At 72.9% G+C, this 22310-nt stretch carries 20 protein-coding genes; 9 read left to right on the top strand and 11 right to left on the bottom strand.

Annotated elements, in window-relative coordinates:
* Positions 1–98: 98 nt before the first annotated feature.
* Complete coding sequence (gene denD / locus ACIRP7_RS20835) at positions 99–1115, top strand: D-erythronate dehydrogenase (protein WP_403661366.1); 1017 nt, start codon at positions 99–101, stop codon at positions 1113–1115.
* 19 nt (positions 1116–1134) lie between these two features.
* On the opposite strand, the gene ACIRP7_RS20830 is transcribed toward denD, so the two are convergent.
* From ACIRP7_RS20830 to ACIRP7_RS20815, 4 genes are read right to left on the bottom strand one after another with little or no spacing between them, the layout of a single operon-like run.
* Positions 1135–2148, bottom strand: coding sequence for a DUF5914 domain-containing protein (locus tag ACIRP7_RS20830; RefSeq protein ID WP_403661364.1), 1014 nt, complete (start codon positions 2146–2148; stop codon positions 1135–1137).
* Complete coding sequence (locus ACIRP7_RS20825) at positions 2145–3152, bottom strand: phytoene/squalene synthase family protein (protein ID WP_403661361.1); 1008 nt, start codon at positions 3150–3152, stop codon at positions 2145–2147. Before ACIRP7_RS20825 ends, ACIRP7_RS20830 begins: the two co-directional genes overlap by 4 nt.
* Positions 3149–4687, bottom strand: coding sequence for a phytoene desaturase family protein (crtI, locus tag ACIRP7_RS20820; protein ID WP_403661358.1), 1539 nt, complete (start codon positions 4685–4687; stop codon positions 3149–3151). Before crtI ends, ACIRP7_RS20825 begins: the two co-directional genes overlap by 4 nt.
* Positions 4684–6003, bottom strand: a complete 1320-nt coding sequence (locus ACIRP7_RS20815) for a polyprenyl synthetase family protein (protein ID WP_403661355.1) — start codon at positions 6001–6003, stop codon at positions 4684–4686. The genes crtI and ACIRP7_RS20815 overlap by 4 nt, the downstream gene beginning before the upstream one ends.
* Before the next feature lie 252 nt (positions 6004–6255).
* Between ACIRP7_RS20815 and ACIRP7_RS20810 the strand changes: the two genes are divergently transcribed.
* From ACIRP7_RS20810 to ACIRP7_RS20780, 7 genes are all read left to right on the top strand, one after another.
* Complete coding sequence (locus ACIRP7_RS20810; protein ID WP_403661352.1) at positions 6256–6849, top strand: RNA polymerase sigma factor; 594 nt, start codon at positions 6256–6258, stop codon at positions 6847–6849.
* Between the two features lie 110 nt (positions 6850–6959).
* Complete coding sequence (locus ACIRP7_RS20805) at positions 6960–8150, top strand: lycopene cyclase family protein (protein WP_403661349.1); 1191 nt, start codon at positions 6960–6962, stop codon at positions 8148–8150.
* Between the two features lie 54 nt (positions 8151–8204).
* Positions 8205–8936, top strand: coding sequence for a methyltransferase domain-containing protein (locus tag ACIRP7_RS20800; RefSeq protein WP_403661347.1), 732 nt, complete (start codon positions 8205–8207; stop codon positions 8934–8936).
* The gene (locus ACIRP7_RS20795) at positions 8933–10477 is read left to right on the top strand and encodes an FAD-dependent oxidoreductase (protein WP_403661344.1); all 1545 of its coding nucleotides are present in this window, start codon (positions 8933–8935) and stop codon (positions 10475–10477) included. Before ACIRP7_RS20800 ends, ACIRP7_RS20795 begins: the two co-directional genes overlap by 4 nt.
* Positions 10478–10523: 46 nt before the next feature.
* A complete protein-coding gene (locus ACIRP7_RS20790) occupies positions 10524–11324 on the top strand; it encodes an alpha/beta fold hydrolase (RefSeq protein WP_403661765.1) in 801 nt (266 codons plus the stop codon).
* A gap of 2 nt (positions 11325–11326) precedes the next feature.
* Positions 11327–12616, top strand: coding sequence for a PP2C family protein-serine/threonine phosphatase (locus tag ACIRP7_RS20785; protein ID WP_403661762.1), 1290 nt, complete (start codon positions 11327–11329; stop codon positions 12614–12616).
* A complete protein-coding gene (locus ACIRP7_RS20780; protein WP_403661341.1) occupies positions 12613–12951 on the top strand; it encodes an STAS domain-containing protein in 339 nt (112 codons plus the stop codon). The genes ACIRP7_RS20785 and ACIRP7_RS20780 overlap by 4 nt, the downstream gene beginning before the upstream one ends.
* 18 nt (positions 12952–12969) lie before the next feature.
* Here ACIRP7_RS20780 and rph read toward each other — a convergent pair whose 3' ends face one another.
* Positions 12970–15570 carry a rifamycin-inactivating phosphotransferase gene (gene rph, locus ACIRP7_RS20775; RefSeq protein ID WP_403661759.1) on the bottom strand — a complete coding sequence of 867 codons (2601 nt, stop codon included), beginning with the start codon at positions 15568–15570 and terminating at the stop codon, positions 12970–12972.
* 254 nt (positions 15571–15824) lie between these two features.
* On the opposite strand from rph, the gene ACIRP7_RS20770 reads away from it, so the two are divergent.
* Complete coding sequence (locus tag ACIRP7_RS20770; protein ID WP_403661338.1) at positions 15825–16328, top strand: MarR family winged helix-turn-helix transcriptional regulator; 504 nt, start codon at positions 15825–15827, stop codon at positions 16326–16328.
* Between the two features lie 8 nt (positions 16329–16336).
* Here the strand turns inward: ACIRP7_RS20770 and ACIRP7_RS20765 are convergent, their stop codons facing one another.
* Genes ACIRP7_RS20765 through ACIRP7_RS20740 form a run of 6 tightly spaced genes read right to left on the bottom strand, consistent with a single transcriptional unit; the run spans position 16337 to position 22179 of the window.
* On the bottom strand, positions 16337–17524 hold the full coding sequence (locus tag ACIRP7_RS20765) for a PP2C family protein-serine/threonine phosphatase (protein ID WP_403661335.1): 1188 nt from the start codon (positions 17522–17524) through the stop codon (positions 16337–16339).
* The gene (locus ACIRP7_RS20760) at positions 17502–19349 is read right to left on the bottom strand and encodes a PP2C family protein-serine/threonine phosphatase (protein WP_403661332.1); all 1848 of its coding nucleotides are present in this window, start codon (positions 19347–19349) and stop codon (positions 17502–17504) included. Before ACIRP7_RS20760 ends, ACIRP7_RS20765 begins: the two co-directional genes overlap by 23 nt.
* Complete coding sequence (locus ACIRP7_RS20755) at positions 19333–20418, bottom strand: SpoIIE family protein phosphatase (protein ID WP_403661329.1); 1086 nt, start codon at positions 20416–20418, stop codon at positions 19333–19335. Before ACIRP7_RS20755 ends, ACIRP7_RS20760 begins: the two co-directional genes overlap by 17 nt.
* Entirely contained in the window at positions 20415–20858 is a 444-nt protein-coding gene (locus ACIRP7_RS20750) for an anti-sigma regulatory factor (protein WP_403661756.1), read from the bottom strand. Before ACIRP7_RS20750 ends, ACIRP7_RS20755 begins: the two co-directional genes overlap by 4 nt.
* On the bottom strand, positions 20858–21283 hold the full coding sequence (locus ACIRP7_RS20745) for an STAS domain-containing protein (RefSeq protein WP_403661327.1): 426 nt from the start codon (positions 21281–21283) through the stop codon (positions 20858–20860). The genes ACIRP7_RS20750 and ACIRP7_RS20745 overlap by 1 nt, the downstream gene beginning before the upstream one ends.
* Complete coding sequence (locus ACIRP7_RS20740; RefSeq protein ID WP_403661324.1) at positions 21280–22179, bottom strand: STAS domain-containing protein; 900 nt, start codon at positions 22177–22179, stop codon at positions 21280–21282. The genes ACIRP7_RS20745 and ACIRP7_RS20740 overlap by 4 nt, the downstream gene beginning before the upstream one ends.
* Between the last annotated feature and the right edge of the window lie 131 nt (positions 22180–22310).

The raw sequence follows: 22310 nt of genomic DNA, 5'->3' as shown, positions 1-22310 counted from the left end.
CCTGTCAATTACCCCGAGGTGTCCCGGGCTCCCGGATCGCCGGGGGCGGCCGGGGTAGGCATCGGGGGGACCAGTCGGCCTTCGGAGGAGATGAACCGGTGAGAATCGTCGTGACAGGTGCGTCCGGTTTCCTCGGACGACTGCTGGTCGGCGCGTTGGCGCGGACGGGGACCTTCGGCGGTGAGCCGATCAGCCGTCTGGTGCTGGTCGACCGCGTGGGCGGCCCCGGCACGGCACACGGTGACGAGGTGCCCGTGCAGGTGGTGCACGGGGAACTGCCCGAGCACCTGGACGCGGTGTTCGCCGAGCCGGTGGACGTGCTGTTCCATCTCGCCGCCGCGGTGTCGGCGGAGTGCGAGGCCGACTTCGACCTCGGGATGCGCGCCAACGTGGACGTCACCCGCGCGCTGCTGGAGGCGGCCCGGGCGCAGTCCGGCTCGGGCGGGCCGGTGACGCGGGTGCTGTTCGCCAGCAGTGTCGCCGTCTACGGCTCCCACCCGGCACTGCCTCTGCCACCGGCGGTCAGCGAGACGACGGTGCCGGTACCGCGGTCCAGTTACGGCACCCAGAAGCTGATGTGCGAGCAGCTGATCGCGGACTGCACCCGACGCGGCTTCGTCGACGGGCGTGTCGTGCGGCTGATGACGGTGGCGGTACGTCCGGGCAGGCCCAACGCGGCCGCCTCCGGATTCCTGTCCGGCATCGTCCGCGAGCCGCTCGCGGGGCTGCCCGCCGTCTGCCCGGTCGATCCCGCTCTCGAAGTGGCACTCTCCTCACCCCGGCGCACCATCGAGGGCATCCTCCGTGTCGCCGAGGCCGAACGCGGCACCGGACCGGGGTACTTGGAGGGCCCGCTGCCGGTGAATCTGCCCGCCCTGACCGTCTCGGTCGCCGACATCCTCGCCACCCTGCGACAGGTGGCCGGTGACACGGTCGCCGACCGGGTCACCCTCGCTCCGGACCCAGCGGTCGAGGCGATCGTCGGCTCATGGCCGGCCGTCTTCGACCACCGGCGCGCCGCCGCACTGGGACTAGGTCCCGACCCGAGCTTCCTCTCGGTCCTCCGGGACTACCTCACCGATCACCCCGACGCGGTCACCGCCCCGCCGGACTGAACCGCGGAAGGCGGTTCGGTCAGCCGGGGAAGCGTCCGGTGGAGCGCAGCAGCCAGCGGCGTTCGGCGTAGGCCAGGTCGTCACGCCACAGCCGTCCGGCACCCGCCGTCATCAAGCGGCGCAGGACAGGGGCCGCGGTGCGGGCCACGGCGAAGCCAGGGCGCGCGGAGGAGGCCACGACCGCCTCGACGACGGCGGTACGCGGCCGGCCCAGCTCGTCCGGGCCGAGCGGGGTCACGTGCGTCTCGACCACGGAGCCCAGGCCCTCGCCCTCGGTGATGCGCATGAGGACCGTCCGGGGTTCGGGCGTGGTGAACACCGCCCGTACCGGCACGACGAACCGACCGGCGACCTTGAAGGACACGTCCACGGTGAACCCGTCCTCACCCGCCTCCTCGGCGCCGGGTGTGCCGACCACGGTCAGATCGACGAAGGAGTACGGGTGGAACCACGCCCCGTGCCACGGGTCCAGCCGATTGGCCAGGACATCCTCCGGCTCGCAGATCCCCACCCCGCTGTAGACGGCGGCGACGGAGCGCGACAACTTTGGCCGGGGCGGAACGACCGGTGCCGGTGTCGGCGGTTCACCGCCGGCCTGGTCCAGGCGCACCCAGACCAGCACTCCGTCGTCGTGCACGGGCAGCGGCTCCCAGCCGGCGAACGCCCCGCCGTCCAGGGCGAGTCCGTGCCAGTGGCAGACGAGGGTCCCGCAGCGCACCGGGCTGTCGGCGAGCGGTGCCCCCAGGTGCGGGCAGATACCGGGACCCGCCGCGAGCCGCCCGTCGGCGGTGCGCCACACCACCACTTCCCGACCGGCCACCGTCGCGGACAGCGGCCGGTCTCCGCGTACGTCCCGGGCGGCACCGACGACGTACCAGTTGCCGGACGGGCGGGCCTGGGCCCGCTTCAGTGCCTCGGCGATCAGGCCGGGCCGGGCCTGCCGCCACGTCGGCTGCTGCCTCTCCCAGCGCACCGGGCGGCGCCGCAGGGCGAGTGGGAAGCGGGCACGGCCCGCAGGTCGCCGCGGTGTCATGCGATCCTCCGCAAGGGTGAGGGAGTGCCGGCCGCCGTGTCCGGTACGGGTGCCGCCCGGTTGCCGGCCGTCCGGTGCCGCAGCCGTGCCGCGCCGACCCGGACCAGGCCGTCGAGGGCCACGACGGCGCGGCGGCGTCCCGGGACCACGGCACGGCGCCGCACCGAGCGGTACCCGTCCGCGGCGACCGCGTCCAGGATGCCGCCGTACAGCACGAACGCGGTGCGGATGCACGGGCGGGAGACCGCGTCGAGCATGGCCAGCCCCGGAGTGGCCGCACGGTACAGCTCGCGGGTCAGCCGCTCGAACTCCCGCAGGGCGGCGGTGATCCGGCGGTCGGGCCGTCCGGTGTCCCGGCTCCAGCGCAGCAGATGCCGGTCGACGCCGTGGGCGGCCAGCAGGTCGGCGGGCAGATAGACGCGGCCGCGGTCGAGGTCCTCGCCCACGTCCCGCAGGAAGTTGGTCAGCTGGAACGCCACGCCCAGGGCCGCCGCGTGCGGTGCCGCCTCCTCGCGCGGGACGACCGTGCCGAGCACCGGCAGCATCTGCAGGCCGATCACCTCCGCCGAACCGTAGGTGTAGGTGCGCAGGTCGGCGTAGGTGGCATAGGCCGTGGTGTCGAGGTCGGCGCGCATCGCCGTCATGAAGTCGGTGAAGTGGCGGTGGTCGATGTCGTAGCGCAGCGCGGTGTCGGCCAGGGCTCGGACGACCGGTTCGGCGCTGTCGCCCCTGCTCAGCCCTCTCTCCAGCTGGTGCTGAAGACGGGCCAGCCGCTCCGCGCGCTCGGCGGGGGTGGTCGTGCCGTCGAGCGTGTCGACGATGTCGTCGGCCCAGCGGGCGAACCCGTACAGCGCGTGCACGGCCGGCCGGCGTGCCGGCGGAAGCAGGCGGGTGGCGAGGAAGTACGTCTTGCCGTGCTGGGCGTTGAGCCGCCTGCAGCGGGTGTACGCCTGCCGCAGTGCCGGATCGGTGACGCCTGCCGCGTCGAGTTCACGGACGGTCATACGGGTCTCCGTTCGCGGGGTTCACGTACTGCGGGGCGCGGCCGCCCGGGGCGGGTACCGCCGGTGATGCGTGCGGCGGCGAGCTTGCCCGACAGCAGGACGGTCGGCACGCCGACGCCGGGGGTGGTGCCGCAGCCGGCGAGAACCGCGTTGACCGTGCCCCGCACCAGGTTGCGCGGCCTGAACGGCCCGGTCTGCGCGAAGGTGTGGGCGGCGGAGAAGGGCGAGCCGGCTGCATGGCCCTGGGCCTGCCAGTCGGCCGGAGTGACCAGACACTCCTCGTCGATGGCGGCGGCGAGACCGTCCAGGCCGCGCCGTTCCAGTTCGGCGAGCAGGCTGTCGCGGTAGCGCGGCCCGAGTTCGCCCCAGGCGGCCGGCCCGGGGCCGAGCGCGGTGTTCGGGCAGGGCGCCAGGATGTAGTGCAGATGGCGGCCGGGCGGGGCCAGGCCCGGATCGGTGGCGGTCGGGCGCGTGATGAGCAGGGACGGATCGCTCATCAGACGGCCGGTCTCGGTGAGTTCGGAGAACGTCCGCCGCCATGCCGCCCCGAAGGAGAGGGTGTGGTGGGCCAGCCAGGGCCAGGTGCGGTCCGTGCCGGCGTGCAGGATCACGGCGGAGGGCGAGAACCGCAGACCCACCGGCCGTCTCGGGGCGCGGCCCAGCAGCCGGTAGGCGACGGGAAGGTCAGTAGTGAGGACGACGGCGTCGCAGGCGATACGGCCGGTGTCGGTGACCACGGCGGTGATCCGTTCCCCGGAGCGTTCCAGACGGGTCACCGCCTCCCCGAAGCGCAGGTCGGCGCCCGCGTCCGCGGCGGCGTCCGCCATCGCCCGGGGCAGGGCGTGCATACCGCCGCGCGGGAACCACACGCCCGCCACCGTGTCCATGTAGGCGATGACGGCGTACGCGGCCAGGGCGCGTTCCGGGGCCACCCCCGCGTACAGGGACTGGAACGAGAAGACGCGCCGTAGCCGCTCGTCGTGCAGGAAGCGTCCGATGCGCGCGTCCAGACGCCCGAACCCGCCGAGCGCGGCCAGGCGTGCGAGGTCGGGGTGGAGCAGGCTCAGGGGCGAGTCGAAGTCGGCGTCGATGAAGCGCCGCATCTGCACCCGGTACAGCCGCTCCAGCCAGGCACGCAACCGCCGGTATCCGGCGGCTTCGGCGGCCCCGGCGAAGCGCTCGATCTCCGCCTCCATCGCCTCGGCGCCGGTGTGCACGTCCAGCGTGCTGCCGTCGGCGAACCGGGCCCGGTAGGCCGGGTGCAGCGGCACCAGATCGATCCGGGCGCGCAGGCTGTCGCCGACGGCGGCGAACGCCTCGTCCGCCAGGTGAGGCATCGTCAGCACCGTGGGTCCGGTGTCGAAGTGGTAGCCGCCGCGGACGATCCGCCCGGCACGCCCACCGGGTGACGCGTCGCGTTCCACCACGGTCACCCGGCGTCCGGCGCCGAGCAGATGCAGGGCGGCCGCAAGCCCGGACAGACCGGCGCCGACGACCACCACATGGTCGGTGCGCCCGGGCACGGTCCGGGTCATCGGCCGGCCCCCTCGCCGGTCGCCGGGACCAGGGGGAGGGCGACCACGTCGGAGGCCGTGGTGCCGGTCACGCCGCCCGCGGAGCGCAGGAGCCCCTGCAACCGCCTCGCGGGGCCGGGTTCGAGCGCGGCGGTGTCCAGGTGGCGCAGGCCCTGGGCGACCAGCCCGCGGATCTTGTCCTCGACGGTGTCGCGCGCGCCCGTGGACACGAACACCTGGCGTACCGCGGCGAGTTCGGCGTCGGAGGCGTCCGTACGGCCGAGCGTGTCGCGCAGCAGGTCCTGGGCACGTCGGTCACCCGAGGCCTGCGCCCGTGCCTGCGCGACGGCGGCGAGGTAGGTGGGTTTGCCGCTGCGGATGTCGCCGCCCCGGGGCTTGCCGGTGTCGTGCGGATCGGCGAAGGCGTCGAGGAGGTCGTCGCGCAGCTGGAAGGCCAGCCCGACGCGGCGGCCCGCCGAACACAGGGCCCGGGTGGCGGCGGGGCCGGCGTCGGCCAGGGCCGCGCCGAGCGCGAGGGGGCGTTCCACGGAGTACCGGGCGCTCTTGAGGCAGGCGGCGCGGATCGCCCGGGCCTCGGAACGCGCCGAGGTGGCCTCACCCTGCACGTCCAGGTACTGCCCGGCCACCATCTCCGTGCGCAGGGCGCTCCACAGCACCCGGACCCGCCGCGCGGTGGGGCGCGGCATCTCGGTGTCCGCCAGCACGTCGTCCGCCCAGGCCAGGGCCAGGTCACCGGCGAGGATCGCCGCGGCCTCCCCGAGGCGCGCACCGCGCCGCGGGGCACACGCGCCCGCGTACTGGGCGGTGACGTCGACGTGCAGGGCAGGCTGTCCGCGGCGCAGCCGCGCGCCGTCCATCACGTCGTCATGGACCAGGGCACAGGTCTGGATGAGTTCCAGGGCGGATCCGATCCGCAGCGCGGCGTGCGCCTGCCAGGGCTCGCCGCCGCCGCAGGCCCGCAGGGCCCACCACACGAACTGGGCACGGCCGAGTTTGCCGCCGCTCCGCGTGAAACGGACGACCCGCCCGGCCAGGTCCTCGCCGAAGAGCGGATCGACGGCCTCGGCCGCGGCCATGTGATGGTCGAGCAGGCCACCGAGTACCGCGCGCACGGCGTGCGGCACGTCCGCGTCCACGGCGCGCGGGTCGTCGTACGCCGGGGGTGTGCCGGGCGGGGAGGCGCGCTGGTGATCACCTCGGCCGTGGTCCGTCTCCGCGGCCGTCCGGTGCGCCGGAGCGGGGGACACCTGCTCGGCGGTCGGGGGTGCGCACGGACTCCGGTCCGCGCGGTGGTCCTTTGTCACGGTGGAGCTCATGCCGCTTCCCCTCGTCGAATGCTCGTGCTCAGAGCTGGCGTCGTCATGACCGGTTCGCCTCGGATGGCGGAGACGGATGCGGGGCGGAACGGGAAGGAATGGAAGCGACCGGGCCCCACGGGGGTGCGTTTTCCCCGCCGCCTGCTCGATTCGATGCGAAGTCGATGCAAGTTGCCTCATCCGCGTGGAATCCGCACGGTGGAAGGGCCGCGGTCGCTCCAGGCGACCACCAGGCCCAGCGGAGGAGTGACGATGAGGACCGCACAGCGAACCGGCGGGGAGAGGGACATCGACGAGCGCGAGCTCGTGGAGGGGTTCCGCAACGGGGACGAGGCATGCCTCGCCGTCGTGCACCACCGGTGGGGTCCGCTCGTCCACGCCCTTGCCAGGCGCTCCCTGGGCGATGCGAGGGAGGCGGAGGACGTCACCCAGCTGGTGTTCCTCGCCGCGTGGCGGGGCCGCGCCGGATTCGCCCCGGACCGCGGCACCCTGCCCGGCTGGCTCACGGGCATCGCCCGCCGGAAGATCGCCGACGCGCTCGCCGCCCGCACCCGGCGCACCGAACTCGTCGCCGCCGTGGGCGCCCAGTTGCAGCTGCGGGCCCACGACGAGGCGGTGCTGCCGGAGACCGCCCTCGACCGTGTCCTGCTCGCCGACGAGATGTCACAGCTTCCGGCACCACAGCGCCGGGTGCTCAACCTCGCCTTCTACGACGACCTCACCCAGACCCAGATCGCCGAACTCACCGGCTGGCCGCTGGGAACGGTCAAGAGCCACGCCCGACGGGGCCTGCGCCGCCTCGCCGGCCGGCTCCGCACGGACGATCTCGTCGAGTGCGCCGCGTGACGACGCGGAATCGATCCGCGGCTTCACGGGTGGCATCCGCATCCGGACGGGTACTGCGACCGGAACACCGACGACACGGCACGGCGAGGGTGCGGAGGGAGTGACCGGCCATGGACGAGGTGGACGTCGCCATCATCGGAGCGGGAGCCGCGGGCCTGTCCCTGGCCCACCGCCTCTCGCGCCCCGCGCCAGGCGCGCGCCTGTCCGTCGTCCTCGTGGACGCCCCGCCCGGCCCGCTGCGCCCGCCCCGGCGCACCTGGTGCTTCTGGGAGACCGGCCGCGGACCCTACGACGCCGCGGTCACCAGGTCATGGCAGCGCCTGCGCGTGCACCCGCCCACGGGGGAACCGATCGAGCACGACATCTCCCCCCTGCGCTACAAGATGATCCACTCGGACGACTTCGAGTCCCTGATCGAGCAGGACCTCGCCCGCAGCGGACACGTACGACGCCTCGAGGCCACGGTCGAGAGCGTCGAAGGACTCCCGCAGGGTGCGCGCATCGACGCCCGCACCGCGGCCGGGCGCCCCGCATCCGTGCAGGCCCGCTGGGTGTTCGACTCCCGGCCGCTGGACAGCCTCCCCGCGGCCCGTACGACGCTGCTCCAGCACTTCCACGGCTGGTTCGTCCGCACCGGCCGTCCGGTCTTCGACCCGGCCCGCGTCGAGTTCATGGACCTGCGCACGTCCCAGCCCGCGAAAGGCCTCTCCTTCGGCTACGTGCTGCCCACCCGCCCGGACCAGGCCCTGGTGGAGTACACGGAGTTCTCGCCGGCCGTCCTGTCCGCGGACGCGTACGACAAGGCCCTGGACCACTACACCGGCACCGTGCTCGGGCTGCGGGACTTCGAGGTGACCGGCACCGAGACCGGCGTCATCCCGATGACCGACGCCAGGTTCGCACGGCAGACGGGCGCGTCGGTCTTCCGTATCGGAGCGGCCGGCGGAGCCACCCGGCCCTCGACCGGCTACACCTTCGCCGGCGCCCAGCGGCAGACCGCGGCCGTCGCGGCAGCCCTGCGCCGAGGCCGGCGACCCCTGCCCCCGCTGCCGCACTTGCCCCGCTCCCGCGCCATGGACGCGGTCCTGCTGCACGCCCTCGACAGCGGCCTCGTCGACGGCGCGGACTTCTTCGCACGACTGTTCACAAGGATCCCCATGACCCGGCTCCTGCGCTTCCTCGACGGCGGCACACGACCGCACGAAGAACTCGCCATCGGTCTGCGCACCCCCGTCCTGCCCATGCTGCGAGCCGCCGCGCAAGTGCCCCGACTTCCCCGACGCCCCTTCCCCGGACCCTGACCCGCTGTGCGGCCCGATCCCCCGACTCCCCGACGACCCGCACCAGGAGGCAGCGTGACCGTGCTGCGTGACGCGGACCTGGCCGCCGCATTCGACCATGCGGCGCACAGGTACGACACACTCGTGGCCGCCAACCCCGGCTACCACGCCCAGCTGCGCCGCTCGGCCCGGCGGCTGGGCCTGCCCCACCGGGGCACCGGGCTGCGCGTGCTGGACCTCGGCTGCGGCACCGGCGCCTCCACCGCCGCGCTCGCCCGCGTCCTGCCCGACGCCGACATCACGGGCGTGGACGCCTCCGCCGGGATGCTCGACCGTGCCACGGCCAGGCCGTGGCACGGCAGGGTCAGGTTCGTGTGCGCGCCGGCGGAGGCTCTCGCCGAGGCGGGCGTGGCCGGGCCCTTCGACGCGGTGTTCGCCGCCTACCTCTTCCGCAACGTCGCGGACCCGGACGCCGTGCTGGACACCGTCCACGACCTGCTGGCCCCGCACGGCCGGCTCGCCGTGCACGAGTACACTCTCAGCGGCCGCCCGCTCGACCGGGCCGTCTGGACGGCCGTGTGCCGGGGCCTGGTGCTGCCCGTCGCCAACGCCCTCGGCGACGGCGACCTCTACCGCCACCTGTGGCGCAGCGTCGTCGGCTTCGACACCGTCGACCGGTTCACGGACCGTGTGCGAGCCCGGGGGTACGACCGGGTACGGGCCCTGCCCCTGCCCGGCTGGCAGACCGGCATCACCCACACCGTCGTCGCCCGCCGCGCCGCCCCGCCCGCCCGGGGCGGACAGTGACCGCCGCCACGGCGGGTCCCCGCCCCGGGCGGGACCGGCACGCCGTCCTCCTGCCCCCGCCGCCCGGAGCGACCCGGGTCGGCGGGCCGCGCAGCACCGCCGTCGTCGGCGGCGGCATCGCCGGCCTCGCCGCCGCCACGGCGCTCGCCGAACGCGGCGTCGACGTCACGCTCTACGAACGCGAGGCCTACCTCGGCGGCCGCGTCGGCGGCTGGAGCACCCACCTGTACGACGGCACCACCGCCACCATGAGCCGCGGCTTCCACGCCTTCTTCCGCCAGTACTACAACCTGCGCAGCCTGCTGAGCCGTACCGATTCCCGTCCGGGCCGCCTCACCGGCCTCCCCGACTACCCGCTGCGGCACCGCGACGGACTGCGGGACAGTTTCCGCAGAGTGCCGCGCACGCCGCCACTGAGCGCACTGGGCTTCGTGGCGCTGAGCCCCTCCTTCCGCTGGCGGGACATGGCGCGCATGAGTCCCGCGCGGGCCCTTCCCCTGCTGGACGTCCGCGTCCCCGACGTCTACACCGAACTGGACGCCGTCAGCGCCCACGACTTCCTCGCGTCCCTGCGCTTCCCGGCGGCCGCACGCCACCTGGCCTTCGAGGTCTTCTCCCGCAGCTTCTTCGCCGACCCCCGCGACCTGTCGGCCGCCGAGATGGTCCTGATGTTCCACATCTACTTCCTCGGCAGCTCCGAGGGACTTCTCTTCGACGTGCCCGACGACCCCTTCCCGACCGCCCTGTGGGACCCCCTCGCCAAGCACCTCGGCCACCACGGCGTCGACCTGCGCCTGTCCACCTCCGTCGAGAACGTCTCGCCCACCGCGGACGGCGCCTTCACCGTCGCCACGGACCGCGAGGAGAGGCGGTACGACACCGTCGTGCTGGCTCTCGACACGGCGGGCCTGCGCTCCCTGGTCGGCCGCTCGCCCCGGCTCGCCGACGCGGCCTGGCGTGAACGCGTCGGGCGGCTCCGCACCGCCCCGCCCTTCCTCGTCTCCCGGCTCTGGCTCGACCGCCCCGTCGACGCCGGCCGGCCCGGGTTCCTCGGCACGGCCGGATACGGCTCGCTGGACAACGTCAGCGTCCTGGAGCGCTGGGAGCAGGAGGCCGCCCGCTGGTCCGCCCGCACCGGCGGTTCCGTGGTCGAACTCCACGGCTACGCGCTGCCCGAGAACGCCGACCCCGACGCGCAGGCCCGGCACCTGAGCGCACAGCTGGGCAACGTCTACCCCGAGACCCGCCACGCGCGCGTCCTCGACGCACGGCACGAGTGGCGCCAGGACTGCCCCCTGTTCCCAGTCGGCGGATACACCGACCGCCCCGGCGTACGCACCCCGCAGCCCGGCCTGATGCTCGCGGGCGACCTGGTGCGCACGGACCTCCCCGTCGCCCTGATGGAACGGGCCGCCACCAGCGGCTTCCTCGCCGCCAACGCCATCCTGCAGTCGTGGGCGGTACGGGGCCACCCCTTGTGGACGGTGCCCAACGGCGGCCGCAACCGCGTGCTCCGGGCCCTGGCGGGCGCCCGTGCATGACAGGGGGCGTCACGAGGTGCGCATGCAGCTTGAGAGACTGCTGGGTATGGACATCGTGAGCAGAAACCATGTGACCGTCACCGGCAACGCGCAGGGACCTACGGTCGTGCTGGCTCACGGCTTCGGCTGTGACCAGAACATGTGGCGGCTGACCGTGCCTGCTCTGGCCGACGACTACCGCGTGGTGCTGTTCGACTACGTCGGTTCGGGCCGCTCGGACGCGTCCGCGTTCTCGGCGGACCGGTATGCCTCTCTGGACGGGTACGCCCGGGACGTGGTCGAGGTGTGCGAAGCCCTCGACCTGCGCGACGCGGTGTTCGTGGGCCACTCGGTCAGCGCGATGATCGGCGTACTGGCGGCCGGCATGGCGCCGGAGCGGATCGGCGCGCTGGTGATGGTCGCGCCGTCCCCGCGGTACATCGACGACGAGGGCTACCGGGGCGGGTTCAGCGCCGAGGACATCGACGAACTGCTGGCGTCCCTGGAAGCGAACTACCTCGGCTGGTCGGCCGCCATGGCCCCGCTGATCATGGACAACGCCGACCGGCCCGAACTGGGCGACGAGCTCAAGAACAGCTTCTGCGCCACCGACCCGGACATGGCACGCGTCTTCGCCCGGACCACGTTCCTGTCGGACTCCAGGGACGACCTGAAGAAGGTGAGCGTGCCGACACTGGTGCTGGAATGCACCCAGGACGTGATCGCCCCCCGTGAGGTCGGAGCCTTCGTTCACGAGACGGTTCCCGACTCGACCCTGGTCACCCTCGACGCCACCGGACACTGCCCGCACCTGTCCGCGCCCGAGGCCACCAACCGGGCGATCGTCGACTTCCTGGCGAGCCTGTGATGATGTGCCGCGCCGGCCAGCAACCAGACCCACGGGACGCCGACCGCGACAACGCCGCGGACGCGGCGTTCGCCGCACTGCTGGAGGACAGCGTCGAGGACCTCTACGAGAACGCCCCCTGCGGATACCTCTCCACGCTGATGGACGGCACCGTCGCCAAGATCAACGGCACCCTGCTGGACTGGCTCGGCCTGGAGCGGGAGGCCGTGGTGGGCCGGATGCGGTTCACCGACCTGCTGAGCGTCGGCGGCAAGCTGTACCACGAGACGCACTTCGCGCCGCTGCTGCGGATGCAGGGCGAGATCAGCGGCATAGCCCTGGAGATGAAACAGACCGGCGGCGGCCGGATACCCGTGCTGGCGTCCTCCGTCGTCAAGAACGGCACCACCGGTCAACCCCTCCTGATCCGCACCACGGTCTTCGACGCCCGGGACCGCCGCGCCTACGAAGTCGAACTCCTGCGCCGCCGTGAAGCGGCCGAGGAAGCACGCCGGCAGGCGGAGGCCGACCGGACCCGGCTGCAGGAGGCGCTCGCCGTACTCCAGCAGTCGCTGCTCCCGGACACCCTGCCGCCGGTACCGGGCGTTCAGACGGCCGCCCACTACCACACCGCCTCACCCGACCGGCTGGGCGGCGACTTCTACGACGTCTTCCCCCTCGACGGCAAACGCTTCGGGTTCTTCCTCGGCGATGTGTGCGGCAAGGGACCCCAGGCCGCCGCACTCACCTCGCTGACCCGCTACACCCTGCGCGCCGCCGCACTGCACGACCCCGACCCCGTCTCCGCCCTGACCATCCTCAACACGGCGCTCCACGAGCGGTACGCCGGCAGCGGCGACCCCCGCTACTGCACCGCCGTCTTCGGCACCCTCGAACCCGATCCGGAGACCGGGCGTCTGGCCGTTCACCTCGCCGCAGGCGGTCACCCACCGGTCGTCGTCGCGCGCGCGGACGGCACAGCCGACTTCCTGCCCACCCCCGGCGGCCTTCTCGTCGGCATCCTGCCCTCCGCGCGCTTCGCCGACGCCCGGACCGTTCTCGGCCCAGGCGACACGCTTCTTCTCTACACGGACGGCCTCACCGAAGCCCGCACCGGCCAGGACCGCACCGGTCTCTACGGCGACGAGGCGTTGCTCGCCTTCGTCACGGCGCACGCGGGCAAGCCGCCGCAAGCCCTCATCCAGGCCCTGACCGGACTTCTGGGCAGCTTCGGTGACGGCCTCGACGACGACACCGCCCTGCTCGCCATAGGTGTCCCCGCCTCCGACCCACAGACGAGAAACGAACCATGAGCCCGTTGAAAATCACCACCCGAGACGCCGCGACCGGCCCCGTTCTGAAGCTTTTCGGTGAACTCGACTACGCCAACGTCGGCGAACTGCGCGCAGTGCTCGACGGCCTCCCCCTCCGGCCGGGCCAGTGCCTGGTCCTGGACATGAGCGGACTGGAGTTCTGCGACTCCAGCGGCATCACGGCTCTGATCGCCGCGCGCAGCAACGCACAGGCCGTCCAGGCGGACGTCGCCCTGGCGGCCGTACCGCCGAACACCCTGCGCGTGCTGCGCATCGTAGGTCTCGATCAGATCTTCACCATCCACCCCGACGACGCGAGCGGCGCTCGAACCTGAGCCGATCGGCCGCCACGGTCAGTCCAGGATCTCGATGTACCCGTCGGTGCCGTGCACGCGGATCCGCTGCCCGTCCCGGATCCGCCGGGTGGCCTGCTCGACGCCCACGACGGCCGGCAGGCCGTACTCCCGGGCGATCACCGCGCCATGGGTCATCAGGCCGCCCACCTCCGTCACCAGGCCCGCGATGCCGACGAACAGCGGTGACCAGCTGGGATCCGTGAAGGTGGTGACCAGGATGTCGCCCGCTTCGAGATCGGCGTCCGCCATGTCGAGGATGACGCGGGCCCTTCCCTCGACGGTCCCGGTGGAGACCGGCAGGCCCGCCAGGGCGCCGGCCGGCACGTCGTCGCGCCGGTACGCCCCGCTGAGCGCCTCCCCGTCCGAGGTGAGGACCCGGGGCGGCGTGAGCGCCTGGTACGAGCGGAACGCGTCCTTGCGCTGCTGCACGAGCCGGTCGTCGACCTGCTTCGAGTGCACGACGTCGCGGAACTCCTCGAAGGTGAGGTAGGAGACGTCCTCCTTTTCGGCGAGCACGCCCGCCTCCACCAGACGCTCGGCTTCCGCGAACAGGGCCTGCTTGTAGACGAAGTAGCGGCTGATGATGTCGTACTTCGGGTACTCCCGGTAGCCGATGAAGGTGCGGACCCGGTCGATCATGCCCTTGGTCTCGTCGGCCTTCCGCTCCCCGTCCGGCAGGGCCCGCAGGCGTGACAGCACGCCCTGTTCCTTCTTCTGCGCCTGTTGGCGCCCTTGCTCGAAACGCCGCCGCGCCGCGCCCGGTTCGAAGTTCCTCACGTGGTCGAGGATCACGGGCACGAGCGTGCCGGGGCGCTCGCGCCACCGCGGCCTCGTGATGTCGATCTCGCCGACGCAGCGCATGCCGTACCGGTCGAGGTAGGCCTCGATGGCGCCGCGTGCCTCGGTCCCGCCGGGGAGCTTCGCCATTTCGTCGAGGAAGCCGTCGTCCCCGACGCCGCCCTCCAGGAACGCGACCACCTCCCGATGCGGGCGGATCACGTCCGCGACGTCGAGCAGCGCCAGTCCCATCTCCGAGGTGACGTTGCCGGGGGCGGACAGGGTCAGCGTGTCGGCCGCGTTCTTCTCGCCCAGCCACTCCTCCAGCTTGTCGTTGAGCCACCAGGTGGCCTCCATCCCCGCCATGATCGCCTTGAAGTTCAGGGGATCGGTGAGGACTCGTTTCTGTTCCTCGAAGGCCTCCAGCAGGAACTCGAACAGCTCCGCGCCGCTCTTCGTCCGGGCATCGCGCCGCAGGGCCGCGAGGGACGCCCGGCTGCGCTCGATCAGCCCGGTGACGACGGCCGGATCGGTCTCGACCGGGTCGGACGCGCCGCCGGCCCGCGGCCCGCCGGCAGGCGCGTCCGGGAGCGACGGAACGAAGTCCTCGCGCTCCAGGACGGTCTCCAGCGCGTCCCTGACCAGCGGATCGCCCCTCCCCATGAGGTCCAGCAGGGCGGCCCGGCTCGCGGGCGAGGCCAGACGCCGGGTGACGTCGACGAACAGCCTCCCGCCGGCCTCGTGCATCTGCACCATGGCCGTCAACTGCCACATGGACAGGCCCAGGGGCTTCATGGGGTCGGTCATCATCTGCTGGTGGCCGACGGAGACGTAGACGTGATTCTCCTGGTCACCGCTCTCCGGGACGGGGAACAGCGTCGTGATCGGGCGGCTCTGCACGATGTGGAAGTCGTCGCCGACCAGGCACCATTCGATGTCCTGCGGGCGGCCGAAGTGCGCTTCGATCCGACGCCCGAGCTCCACGAGCCGGACCGCCTGCGCATCCGTCAGCGCCGGCTGCTCCTGCCGCTGCGCGTCGATCGCCACTTCCCGCGTGCCCCCGGCGGGCAGGGCGTGTACGGCACGCTGCTTGGCGGAGATCGTCCTGGCGACGACCTCGCCGTGCCGCACGGTGAAGACGTCCGGGTTCACCAGACCGGAGACAAGGGCCTCGCCGAGGCCGAATCCCGCGTCCAGGGTGGCAACCGTCCGGTTGCCCGTGACGGGGTCGGCCGTGAACAGGATGCCGGACGCCTGCGGGAGGACCATCTGCTGCACGACGACGGCCATACGGACCGTACGGTGGTCGATGCCGTTGCGCCGGCGGTAGGTCACGGCCCGTTCGGTGAACAGAGACGCCCAGCACCGGCTGACGTGCCGGAGGATCGCCGCCGGACCCACGATGTTCAGGTAGGTGTCCTGCTGGCCCGCGAAGGAGGCGGTGGGCAGGTCCTCAGCGGTCGCGCTGGACCGGACGGCGTAGGCGGCCTGCTCGCCGGACCGAGCGAGCGCACCGGTGATCGCCTCCGCCAGCTCGTCCGGGACGGCGATCCCCTCGATGGTTTGGCGGATCTGCGCGCTGAGCGTACGGATCGCCTCCTGGTCGTCCGGGTCCACCCGCGAGAGCTGATCCAGCTGTGCGTCGAGCGACGGCATCGACTCCACGACCCGCCGGTAGGCGTCCGTCGTCACGCAGAAACCCGCCGGCACGCGGATGCCCTCCATCCGTGACAGGCTGCCCAGGTGCGCCCCCTTGCCGCCGACGACGGCGACTTGACTCCCGTCGACCTCCTGAAGATCCAACACGTACTGCTCGGTCAGGTCTGACGACACGTAGTTCCCCCATATCCGCAGGTTGTGGCCTCGGCCGACGATTGTGCGCGGTGACCGGGGGCTTGCCGCAAGCCCCCCTTCGCGCTATAACTTGGGTAACGGCAAGGAGAGTTCTCTCCTTGCCCTTTCTTTTTGCCGTCCTCCGGAGCGGCCCCACGTGCTTGCTCGACGGCGCATCGGGTACCGCGTTTCAATGAGGGTGGTATCTGCATGGCCAAGCGATTACTGAAAGCGATGGGTGTGTGACTCGTCTCAGTGGCTCGGGGGACGACCAGTCGGGCGGACCGGGTGACGACCCACTCTCCGTCGCGCTGGAGGTCGCCGATGCCGTGGACGGTCTCGCGAACCTGTGGTCGGTGGCCGCCCAGGGAGCGAGTCTGAGGCTGTCACCGCACCAGCTGAGAGCACTGCGGATCCTGGAGTCGGAACCGGGCCTCAACCTCACCTCCCTGGCGGAGAGCATGGAGATAGGCCCGCCGACCGCCAGCCGGCTGTGTGACCGGCTGGAGGCCGCCGGCCTGTTGGAGCGTCTGCTGCACCCGCACCGGCGGCGTGAGGTGCAGCTCGTTCTCACGGTGCGCGGCCGGCATGTGCTCGACGAGGTGGCCGCGCGCAGATCACAGGCGCTCGCCGCGGTCCTCGCGGCCATGGGACCCGGCGAGCGGGCGGCGCTGAGCGGGGGGCTGCGGGCCTTCCTGAGCGCTCAGGGCGACACCGACAAGGACAACGACGACCCCGGACGCTGACCGCGGGGTCAGCCGTGGCGGCCGGTCCAGTCGAGGCACACCACGGCGGCGTCGGACAGCAGTTCCTTGCTGCCGTAGTGCTCGATGAGCCCGCCGACGACCGCGCGTGCCGTCTCGTGCGGCGGAGTGGCACGGGTGGCGCCGAGGACCTGGCGCAGGACCCGCTCGCCGAACAGGTCGCCCGTCGCGGAGCGGGTGCCGTGGACCCCGCTGCTTACCGCGATGAGACGGTCGCCGGGCTCGACCTGGAACGTCTGCTCCGTGTAGAGGGTCTCCTCGAACATGCCGAGCGGCATCTGCGCCTCCAGCTCGACCCGCTCGGTGTGGCCGCCGCGCTGCCGGAACAGTTGCGGGGAGCCCGCGTCGACGGCGTGCACGAGGCCCGTGGCCAGCTCGAAACTCAACAGCAGGGTGGAGGCGTACGCCTTGCCGCCGTACTGGGCGTAGACGGCCTGGTCGGCGAGACACGCCTGGTCGGCGAGGCCTATGCCGGCGCGCCGGGCGTTGCGCAGGGCGCCGGTCGTGAGACCGGCGAGCAGGGAGGCGTCTATGCCCTGTCCCATCCCGTCGGTGATGGTGAGGACGAGGTGGTCGGCGCCGGTGGACCAGTCGAAGGTGTCGCCGCCGATGGCATAGGCGGGTTCGAGGTGGGCGCCGATGACGAACTCCTCGCGGGCGCAGCCCCGGCCGGGCAGAAGCTGCCACTGCATCTCGGCGGCGAGGGTCAGCCGACGGGTGCGGCGGGCCTGGAGGTAGAGGTCGGTGTCGCGGCCGGCGGTGGCGATCTCGTGTCCGAGCGCCGTGGCGAAGTCGCCCAGCTGGAGCACGGTGCGCGGGTCGACGGCGCCTGCGGGCAGGTGCACGGACAGGACGCCGAGACGGTCGCCGCGCACCGTGATGGGCAGATGCGCCAGCTGGCCGGCCGGGTCGGGCAGGACTTCGAGCACCGGTTTCTGGGTGAGGAAGGCGCTGCCCGCGGGCCCCTCGTGGGCGGAGACCGGGGGGCCGGTCCGCGGCAGGTGCGTGACCGGCTGCAGGACGGTCAGGCCGTAGTCGGCGAGGAGCACGCTCACCTCCTGAGCCCCTACCCGTTCGGCGAGCAGACGGCGGGCGGTGGCCACCAGCGCGTGCGGCGAGGCCGCGCGCAGGTGTGCTTCCGCGGACGGCTGCGGTTCAGAGGCTTTCACCAGATCCACCCTCTCGCCTTGTGTCCTTCACGCTACCGCGAGCGGACGGGCCGACAGGCGGTTCGCTTTCGGAAGGCGAGCGGTCGGATGTGCGGGGCCGCTCCCGCGCCGCGACGGTCACGGTGTGGCACAGCAACAGGCAGACGTCGTCGTCCCGTTCGGAGTCGTACAGGAGGGGCTTGAGCAGGGCGTCGGCGGCGGCGTCCAGGTCCTGTTCCAGCTCCGGTGTGCCCAACGCCTCCAGGGCGCGGCACAGGCGCCCGATTCCGGGGTCGATGCCCTGCCCCCGGCGTTCCACCAGGCCGTCGGTGTACAGCACGAGGGACGAACCGGGGGGCAGGTCGGTCCGGTGGTCCGTGTACACGTAGGGCAGCGGGATGCCCAGCATCACGCCGGGTTTGGCGTCCAGGACCCGTACGGTGCCGTCGGCGGCGCGCACGACGGCCGGCGGGTGGCCCGCCGAGGCCCAGACCACTTCCGGTTCGCCCGGCCGGAAACGGGCGATCAGCGCGGTGGCGTACAGGTCCGGCTGCAGGTGGCCCAGCATGTGGTGCAGGCGCGTGAGGATCTCGCCGGGGGTGGCGTTCTCGACGGCGTAGGCGCGCAGGGCGGTGCGCAACTGGCCCATGACGACGGCGGCGTGCAGCCCGTGGCCGGTGACATCCCCTATCACGGCCAGCAGGCTGCCGTCGGGCTGGAGGAAGGCGTCGTACCAGTCACCGCCGATGTTCATGCCCCAGGTGGCGGGGAGGTAGCGCGCGGCGAGCAGCAGTCCCGGCGGCGTGGGCAGGTCCGTGAGCTGGGCGCGCTGCAGTGCTTCGGCGGTGTTGCGGGACCGCTGGTAGCGGTGGGCGTGGTCCAGGGCGACACCCACGCGGCGGGCCAGCTCGACCAGCATCAGGGAGGTGTCCTCGTCGAAGCGGGGACCGGGGGCGGTGAGGGTGAGGACGCCCAGCAGGCGCTGTGCGACGAGGGGGATGGCCAGCAGCGGCCGCTCGGGGGACAGGGCGGAGGGCGGGAGATCGTCGACGCCGGGAAGGCTGCCCGGGTGGGCGGCGGCGTGCTGGGGGCGGCCGGTGCGGGCGGCGGCCACGGCGGCCGCCGAGTGCTCCCGGACGCGGTGCGCGCGTTCGTCTTCGTGGCCCTCGGACTCCTCCTCGTCGAAGAGCCAGACGTCGAGGCGTTCCGCGTACTCCGGCACCAGCACGTCGAAGAGGCGGCGCAGGATGGCCGTACGGCTGAGGGACGACGTGATGGCGGCGCTGGCGTCGCCGAGGAAGGTCAGCAGGCGGCGGGCCTTTTCGGCCGCGGCGCGTGCGGTCCGCTCGGCTTCGAGGAGCTCTTGCTGAGCGCGTGCCGCGGCCTCCAGGTCGGCGTGCAGCGCCAGGACGCCCTGGTTGGTCTGGTGCAGTTCCTCCCGGTGCAGCCGGACCAGGTTCTCCTGCTCGTCGAGGAGGCTGAGCACGGCCGCGGTGTTCTCGTCGGCGCTCAGCAGGGCCTGCGGCAGCGAGGGGGCGCCGCGGCGAGCCATGCGGACGGGCGCGTGCGGCAGCGGGCAGGTCAGTAACGGCGTCTCGTCCTGAGGATCCGGCTCGCGCTCGCCGACCGGGCTCAAGGACACCTCGAGCAGACCGGACTGCCGGATGTGGAGGCGGAGTTGCCACTCACCGCCCTGGCCGAGGCAGTGGCGCAGGCGTGCCGTGAGCGCCGTCAGGAAGCGGGCCCGCTCCAGCGCCGGCGCCCCGCCGTCCGTGGCGATGCGGTCGACGGCGGCGCGGGCCCGGGCGGCGTCGGCCACCGACGCGATCTTCCAGACGTCAGGGGGTGCGGTCATACGGGTCCGTCCGGGGGTCAGGGGCCAGGACGGCCACACTGGCGTCGTCGCGCAAGGGGCGGGCGGCGCTGCCGGCGTCCCGCAGGACGACCGCGGCCACCACGGCAGGATCGTGGGCGGCGAGCCGGGGGTCACCGGGGGGCTCCCAGCGGCCGGGGAGCCCGTCGCTGTGCAGGACGAGCAGACTGTCCGGCGTCCAGGCGCTCTCGCGCAGGGGCACGGTGGCGGGGAAGTGGGCGCCGACGATGCCGGGGTGGGAGATGAGGGGCTGCCACGCGCCGTCGGTGCGCAGCCTGGCGCCGATGTTGCCGACCCCGGCGAAGGAGAGCCGGCCGCTGTCCTCGTCCAGCTGTGCGACGCCGACGGCCGCGCCTCGCGTGGCCCGCAGTGCGGTGTGCAGCCGCCGCAGGATCTCGGCCGGCGGCAGATCGGCGCAGCGGCGCAGTTCCTCGACGGCGGCCGTGGACGCGTCGGCCGCCTTGTCCCCGTGGCCGAGGCCGTCCACGAGCATCAGCGTGACGCGTGGGCCGGAGCGCACCCGGCTGAAGGCGTCTCCGGAGTGCTCGGCATGGGCGAGGGAGGTGGTGATCCCACCGGCCCGGGTGCCCGAACCCGACCTGGCCTGCCGGGGGAGAGGGCGGCCGGGGCCCCGCACCGGGGTGATGCGGGCCACCGCGACGGTGCCCCGCCCCGGTCTGCTGTGCAGGTCGAACTCGCCGGCGACGCGCCGACAGGTGCCCAGGCCCGCACCGAGGGACGACGAGGCGGTGGTGTGACCGTCCCGCATCGCCGCCGGGACGTTGTCGATGCCGGGTCCGTGATCGAGCGAGACGATCTGGACGCAGGGCACGTCCTCGGCGAGCGTGTCGGCGGGGGCGGCCAGGTTGATGAAGAGGCGGCCGCCCCCGGCGTGCTTGACGAGGTTGGTGCCCAGCTCGGTGGCGACCAGCGCCGCGACCGCCGTGGCGTGCGCGTCCAGGCCCGCCGCGGCGCAGGCGGCTTCGGCGGCGACCCGTACGTCCCGGACGCGGGTGCTGTCCTGGACCGGGATGTCCCAGACCCTGCTCACGACGCACCTGTGCGGGGCGCGGGCAGGCCGGAGACCCAGTCGGTGATGGTGACGGTGGTGCCCTGGCCCGGGCGGGTGTCCAGAGCGAACTCCTTGACGAGCCGCTTGGCCCCGCTCAGTCCCAGCCCCAGGCCGTTTCCGGTGGTGTAACCGTCGGTCATGGCGAGCTCGACGTCCCGGATGCCGGGGCCCGCGTCGACGAAGGACAGCCGCAGTCCGCGGCGGGTGCCTTCCGCCAGCACGCTCATCTCCATGTGCCCGCCGCCACCGTGGACGAGGGTGTTGCGGGCCAGCTCGCTGGCCGCGGTCACCAGCTTGGTCTGCTGGACCAGGTTGAAGCCGAGGTCGGCAGCGCTCTGGCGCACCTGTTGGCGGACCCAGGACAGGTCCGCGTCCGAGGCGATGGGCAGGCGCATGGTCGAGGCGATGGGGGCATGCATCATGCACCCTCTTCCGGGTGTGCGGTCGGAGCTGCCGAGGGCGCGCGGCCCAGCAGGGACAAGGCCTTCTCGACGTTCAGGGCAGTCCCCAGGCCGGGCAGGGTGAGACCCATCTCGACCAGGGTGATGGCCACGACGGGACGCATGCCGGCGAGTACGGTCCGAGCGGCCAGCAGGCGTGAGCTCGCGGCGATCTCGGCCAGAACGCGGCCGAGGAAGGAATCGACGATCTCCACCCCGGAGATGTCGATCACGACACCGTTCACCGGCGTCGCGCCGGACGCGATCCGCTGGGAGATGTCGTGCTGGAGCTGTTCGGCCAGCCCGTCGCTCAGCTCGCCCTGCAGGGTGACCAGCAGGACGTCTCCCAGTGCCAGTACCGGCACCGGGCCCGGGCCGGAATGCGTGGCGAGGAAGTCGGTCACCGCGGACTCGCTCCCGTCACCGGGCGGGCGGAGACGACGATGCCCTGCTGGGCGAGCGCGTAGGCCAGCGCGTCGGCGAGACCGGCCCGCGTGATGATCGAGCCCAGGTCGATGCCGAGATGGACGATGGTCTGCGCGATGGCGGGACGGATCCCGGAGACGATGCACTCCGCGCCCATCAGCCGGGCCGCGGCGACCGTCTTCATCAAGTGCTGCGCCACGAGCGAGTCCACGGTCGGGACGCCGGTGATGTCGAGGATCGCGTACGCGGCCCGCTGGTCCACGATCGCTTCCAGCAGGCTCTCCATCACCACCTGGCTGCGGGCGCTGTCCAGGGTCCCTATCAGCGGTACCGCGACCACGCCCTCCCACAGCTTTATGACGGGTGTGGCCACCTCCAGCAGCTGCTGGCGCTGCCGGGCGATGAGCTCCTCGCCCGCGCTCACCGTCGTCTCCATGATCACCAGGCGGAGCGTCGCCGTCAGGACCGCCAGCGCCTGGACACACGCGTCCCCTCGCCTGCCGTCGACGGCGTCCTCGAACTCGGAGCGCAGCAGTGCGGTCACCGGCTCGCGCAGCTCCGCGACCTCTCCGGCGATCTGCACCGGCGTGAACCCGGCCCGGGCCCGGGCCGCGGCCATCCGGGCGAGCTGGTCCCGCACAGTACCGAAGCCCGGAGCGTCGACATCCTCGAGACGCCCGGAGCAGGCCACCTCGGCCAGGGCGTCCACCACGGCTTTGCACGCCTCGACCGCCTCGTCCCGGGAGACGGTGAAGACCGTACGGAACAGGGCGGCGTCCGCCCAGCGCTGGGCGATCCGCTCACGACGCCGCTCCAGGAAGGCGCCCAGCTCCTTCGCCGTCTCGAGGGCTGTGTCGTGCTCCGCCACCTGCATCGTCTCCCTGCCTGCGAGCCCGTTCGGCCCGCCGAGCGGTCAGGCCACGTGGCAATTATTGCCGCATGGCAAACGTTAACGCGAGCGTGTACGGCGAACAACATGCCCCCGCCGCAGCGCCCGGACTCGCC

The organism is Streptomyces sp. NPDC102270 (genome assembly GCF_044766405.1).
GTDB lineage: Bacteria > Actinomycetota > Actinomycetes > Streptomycetales > Streptomycetaceae > Streptomyces.
This window is presented reverse-complemented; position numbering and strand designations above follow the sequence as displayed.